The following is a 5,312-nucleotide window of genomic DNA, read 5'->3' on the forward strand; positions in this document are numbered from 1 at the left end:
GAGGCCGACGCCCGCGGAGGCGGCACCGTTGAGGGCCGCGCCGAGGCCGACGCCCGCGGAGGCGGCGCCGTTGAGGGCCGCGTCCAGGCCGGCCCCGAGTCCGGCGGAGGCGTCGATGGTGGTGCCGAGGCCGGCGCCGAGGTCTACCGAGATGTCGGAGAGGGCGTCGATGTCGACGGCGGTGGATGCCTGGGTGCCGAGGCCGAAGGCGGTGGAGACGTCGGTGTCGGCGAAGGCGGAGGCGCCCGCGTTCGCGCCCGCCGCGGTCGCGGCGGTCAGGTGGGCGGCGGAGGCCGCGCCGGTGCCCGCGGCGATGATCGCCTGGAGCTGGGAGCCGCCGCCGACCAGGGACGAGGCGTCGATCATGGGAGCGCAGAGGGCGATGTCCTCGGGCGTCACCTGCAGACCCGCATCGGCAAGAGCCTGAGCCGGATTGGAGCAGTACTGCGCGGCCGCGGCGGGGTTGCGCAGCAGGTCGAGGATGAACTCCAGGATGGCATTCGGGGTCATGGGGGAATCAGCTCCTCCAGATCGGGGGCGTCGGCACCGGATCCGTACTCATGTGTCGGGGGAAATACTTGTCCACGCTTGGCCGAGCGAGTGTTCGGATTGCTATTCGGTGGATCGGGACCGAAGTGTTACGTGGGGGTACCCCCTAATTTGCGAAGAGCTGTGCGGGGTGGGGACGTCTGTCTCCTAATGCCTTTCGCGGATTCTGGTCAATTGTCCAATGCGCGGCGCGCGCCCGGGGACGGTGAGTTCATTCCGCGTGCAAGGGTTTTCCCGGGCGGGTTTCGACCATTTCCGCAGGTCTTCCGGGGCAACAGAACTCACCGGAATGCCCAGACGAGTTGCCCCCCAGCTATCACCGGGTGGCCCGGATCACACCAGGCAGTCGGGCTCGTCCAGCCCGCGAGTAGGCGCGGAAGCCACTGTGCGACAGGTCACATGCTCCATCGCCGCCACCCAGGCGAGATCGCCCGTGACGTCGGCGAACGCGGTCAGCGCGGTGAGAATCCGATCCCAGGTGCCGTCGGTGACGTAGCGGCGATAGCGCTTCCACACCGTCTGCCAGGGGCCGAACCGCTCGGGCAGATCCCGCCAGGGGATGCCCGTACGCAGGCGAAACAGCATCCCCTCCACCACCGGACGGTTATTGGCGAAGTTGCGGCCAACGCGACCTTCGGATTTCGGGAGCAGCAACGCGACCAGCTCCCACTGGGCGTCGGTGAGCACCCGGAACTGCTCGTCGTCGGTCATCGGCACCGCAACATCATGCCCTATACGGTCGGCCCGCACACGGCGAGCCCACCAGAAACTATTGGGAGACAGCCACCTGGCGTTTTGCCTGCGAAGGATGTGAGGAAATCAACCGGGCAACTGCGCCAGAGTCCCCTCGGCGCTGCGCGCGGCCGTGGCGCAGGCGGCGGCGGTCGCCCGATCCGCCAGGGGGTGGCGGGAGCGGCCGCGCCATTTCCGGACCGCGGCGAGCGCGTGCGCGCGCAGCGTCGCGGTGTCGGCGTCGGGGGGCAGGCCGAGCCGGACGTGCGGGGCGACGCCCGCCCCACCGATCAGCCGGACCAGCTCGGCGACGTCGGCCTCCGGCAGCGGGAGCTCGTCGGCGCGCAACCGGCCGAGCAGCCGCAACTCGGCGAAACCGTGCACGTCGGCCAGCAGGGTGCGGACGCGGGGCCGCAGCCGGTCGGCGGGCGTCCCGGGCACGGCGGCGAGAACCCGGTCGAGGGTGTTGAGCGCGGAATGGCCCTTGAGCTGGTCGGTCCGCTGGCCGAACTGCACGTCGAGCACCGTGCGCAGCTCGTCGATGCCGCTGCGCGCCGACAGTTCCGCCGACAGCCGGGTCGCGTCGCGGACACCGGTGCGCACCAGCTCGGTCGCCATCCGGACCCCGAACATGCCGAACCGGTCGGCCAGCTGCGCGCGCAGCGCCGGGGGGACGGGTAGGGCGATATCGGGGCGCGCGAATCTATCGGCCGACAGCATCGCCAGTTCCAGCGACTCCGGCGGCAGCGTCGCCAGCGCCTCGAAGGCGGCGAACTCGGGCTGGGTGAGGGTGGCCGCGGCGAAGGCGAGCAGACCCGCAACCGGGATCACCGCCTGACACAGGCCGGTCCGCTCGAGCTCGGTGGCGAAACGGGCGGCGACCTCGCGCGCGGACTGCAACGCGTTCATCCGGCCCGCGCCGATCTCGTCCGCGCGCGACACCACGCCGACCACACCGAGCGGGCCCGCCGCGCCGCCGGTGCCGATCTGCTCGAGGAACTGCACGTCGGTGGCGTCGAGGCGGCGCAGCAGGTAGACCACCGCGTCGGCGCCCGGGGTGACGGTCAGCGGGTCGGGTTCGCCGGTCTCGGCCGCGGGGGTCAGCAGACGCAGCGTCCGCTGGGAGACCTCCCGGGACAGCGAGGACGTGCCGGGGGTGTCGATGATCGTGGTTCGCGCGAGCTCGGCGGTCGGCCACCGGACCTCGAGGTGGTCGACGGCCCGTTCGCCGGGCGGATTCCAGCGCAGGCCGGTCATGTCGAAGGTGAGGCCGTGCGCGCCCGTGCCGCGGCGGACCACCACGTGCGCGGCGGCGCCGTCCTCGGCGTACGCGGTCACCGCCGGTGTCGCGCCGTTGCGGTACCAGGTGACGACCCGGGTGCACTCGGTGGCGTCGGTCGGGGCGACGCTCTGACCGATGAGCGCGTTGAGCAGCGTCGACTTGCCCGCCTTGATGGAGCCCGCCAGCGCGACGCGCAGGGGCTGGCCGAGCCGGTCGGCGCAGGCGTCGAGCAGGTCGCGGGCCTGGGGATGGCGGCCGAGTTCGATCGCCGCGGTGTGGACCAGCTGCTGCGCCTCGGTGAGGATGTCCGGCGCCGCGCGGCCGGCCTGCACTGGATCAACGCTGGTACCCACTCGACCACCCTAATCCGCGCTCCCCGCACGCGCCCCGTACAGGGTCACGCCCCGCGAACGATTCCGGTCAGCTCGCGGGGCGGACGATCACTTGGCGTGACGGCCCGACGGGCGCGGGTCCGCCACGTCGACCGGCCGGACCTCGGCCGACGGCGCCTGCCACGCCCGCGGCCTGCGCCCCGGCGCGGCCAGTTCGAGCGTGCCGTCGGCGTAGCGGCGCAGTTCGGCCACGGCGACCAGCTGACGCTCGAGCGCCAGCTTCCGGTCGGACTTGCCCGCGACCGCCGAGTTCGCCGCCTCCTGCGCCGCGCGCAGCGACGCGTCGATCGACCGCAGGCTGCGATCGGCGACCCCGGTGTAGTGATCACGGAGCGCGCGGTGGATCCGGTTCATCCTGGCCTTGGTCTCCTTGCCCGCCTGGAAGGCCACGTCGTCGACGAACCGGCGCACCGCGGCCTTGGCCTCCGCGCGTTTGCGCGACAGCCGCGCGTCCTTGTCGTCCTTGTAGGCCTTGCCGCCCACCAGCACGCCCGCGCCGATCGACAGCGGATTCAGCAGGGCGAGGCCGGCGAACGTCGAGGCCAGGCCGACCATCAGCACGCCGCCGTAGGAGCCGCGCAGGCCGACCAGCACCTTGCTGGCGGCGCTGATGTCGGGCTCCAGCTCGGACAGGGTGCTCGCGCCCGCCCCCTTGCCCTCGGAGTCCATGGTCGCGTCGACGTCGGGCAGGTCGACCGCGCCCTCCTTGCCGAAGTGCTCGGCGACCCGCTCGGCCAGCGTCTCGGCCCGCGCGTAGGTCCACAGCAGGTTGTCGCCGAGGGCGGTGTCGACCGTGCCGGTGAGCCATTCGGCGATCGCCTGCCAGTGCCGGGCCGGGTCGTGGCCGTCGATCCAGTCCTCGGCCGTGTGCGCGACCGCGCGGAGCCGTTCGCGCAGATCGTGATCGATGTCGATCATCAGGTCGGTCATGCCGTCGTTGAGGGTCTGCTGCCAGTAGCCGGAGCTGCGGCGCAGGTCCTCGGCGGTGGTGCGGGCGATCTGCAGCTCGCGGACCGCGGCGTCGGCGCGTTCCGGATCGCTCAGCGCCAGCAGCTCGCTGCCCAGCGCCAACGCCAGATGTTCCGCCGCCGAATGCAGTTCGCGCGCGACGGCGATCTGCGCGGCGACCTGATCGCGGGCGACCACCTGCTCCTTGAGGAACCCGAACAGCGGGCCGAAGCCGGACTCGCGACCCAGCTGGACGTTCTGCAACCGCAGCGCGTGCGACCGCAGCAGGGCCGACACCGGGATCAGCGGCACGTCGAGCCCCGCGCGGGCGACATGCGCGCGATCGGCATCGGCCACCTGGCGCCAGTGCGGATACAGGTCGACCTTGGTCAGCACCACCGCCACCGTCGGGCACATCTCCCGCACCTGACGCAGGAACGACACCTCCGGCGCGGTCAGCTCGGTGGAGGCGTCGCTGATCAGCAGCACCGCGTCCGCGGCGGGCACCATGCCGAGAACCGAAGACGCCCAGGAGTTCCCGTGCCCGCCGACACCGGGGGTGTCCAGCAGGACGATCCCCTCGCCGAGCATCTGGTTCGGCGCCTTCGCCTCGATCCGCACGACCTGCCTGCCCTGCGCGTACGGCGTCTGCGGCGTGATCGCGCCGATCTCGGCGAACGGGATCTCCACCCGGGTCTCCCCCGCGCCGGGCGCCGTCAGCACCAGTTCGGCGCGGGCCGCCGGGCCGTGTTCGAGCAGCAGCGGGACCCGGGTGGTCTCGCCGTCGCCGACCGGGCAGATGTCCTGGCCGAGCAGGGCGTTGACGAACCGGCTCTTGCCCTGGTCGAGCTGACCGGTGACCACGATCCGGCGGCGCGGGTCGCGCAACCGCCGGGCGGCGGCCTCCAACCGGGTCACCAGGTCGTCGCGGTCGGCGGCGCGGGCCGCCGTGATCGTGTCGCCCAGCACCGTCAGCAGCGGGGTCGCTGCCGACGGTGCCGCGGGCCTCCGGACCGGAGTGGTCATGGCCGCCGGCTTTCTAGAGGACGCCGCCGAGCAGGCCACCGTCGTGACCGGTATGGCCGGTGTCGGTGGTGTGATCGGTCGTCGTGCCCGAGGTGGTGCCGGTGGCGTCGCCGCCGCTGAGCAGGCCACCGGTCACGCCGCCGACCGTGTCGGTGACGCCGCCCGTCAGGCCGGGGCCGAACGCGCCGTTCGGATCGACCGACTGCCACGTGCTGTGCCCGGTGTCCGCCGCGCCCGTGCCCGCCGCGTAGCCGGAGTCCGCCGCCGTCGTCCCGGTGTCGTAGCCGTAGTCGGTGGCCGCGGTGCCGTGGTCGTAGCCGGAATCCAGGGCGCCGGTGACGCCGCCGAGCGCGCCGGTCGCGGTGTCGGCGACGCCGCCGACC

General features: G+C 72.8%; 4 protein-coding genes and 1 pseudogene. All 5 read right to left on the reverse strand.

Annotated elements, in window-relative coordinates:
* Nucleotides 1–510 (reverse strand): IniB N-terminal domain-containing protein (locus ON36_RS35930; protein ID WP_043659211.1); only part of this gene is annotated, 510 nt, incomplete at its 3' end.
* A gap of 372 nt (nucleotides 511–882) precedes the next feature.
* A complete protein-coding gene (locus tag ON36_RS26895; RefSeq protein WP_083885447.1) occupies nucleotides 883–1,260 on the reverse strand; it encodes a transposase in 378 nt (125 codons plus the stop codon).
* 108 nt (nucleotides 1,261–1,368) lie between these two features.
* Nucleotides 1,369–2,916, reverse strand: coding sequence for a dynamin family protein (locus tag ON36_RS26900; protein ID WP_373281848.1), 1,548 nt, complete (start codon nucleotides 2,914–2,916; stop codon nucleotides 1,369–1,371).
* An 87-nt stretch (nucleotides 2,917–3,003) separates the two neighbouring features.
* Nucleotides 3,004–4,929 (reverse strand): dynamin family protein, encoded by a 1,926-nt coding sequence (locus tag ON36_RS26905; protein WP_083885448.1) that lies wholly within the window; start codon nucleotides 4,927–4,929, stop codon nucleotides 3,004–3,006.
* A gap of 13 nt (nucleotides 4,930–4,942) precedes the next feature.
* Nucleotides 4,943–5,312 (reverse strand): annotated as a pseudogene (locus ON36_RS26910) (hypothetical protein); the annotation flags it as partial.

This window comes from Nocardia thailandica NBRC 100428 (assembly GCF_000308795.1).
GTDB lineage: Bacteria > Actinomycetota > Actinomycetes > Mycobacteriales > Mycobacteriaceae > Nocardia > Nocardia thailandica.

Coding starts and splice junctions, on each gene's coding strand:
- ON36_RS26895 (WP_083885447.1), bottom strand. CDS start 1,260: ATGACCGACGACGAGCAGTTCCGGGTGCTCACCGACGCCCAGTGGGAG.
- ON36_RS26905 (WP_083885448.1), bottom strand. CDS start 4,929: ATGACCACTCCGGTCCGGAGGCCCGCGGCACCGTCGGCAGCGACCCCG.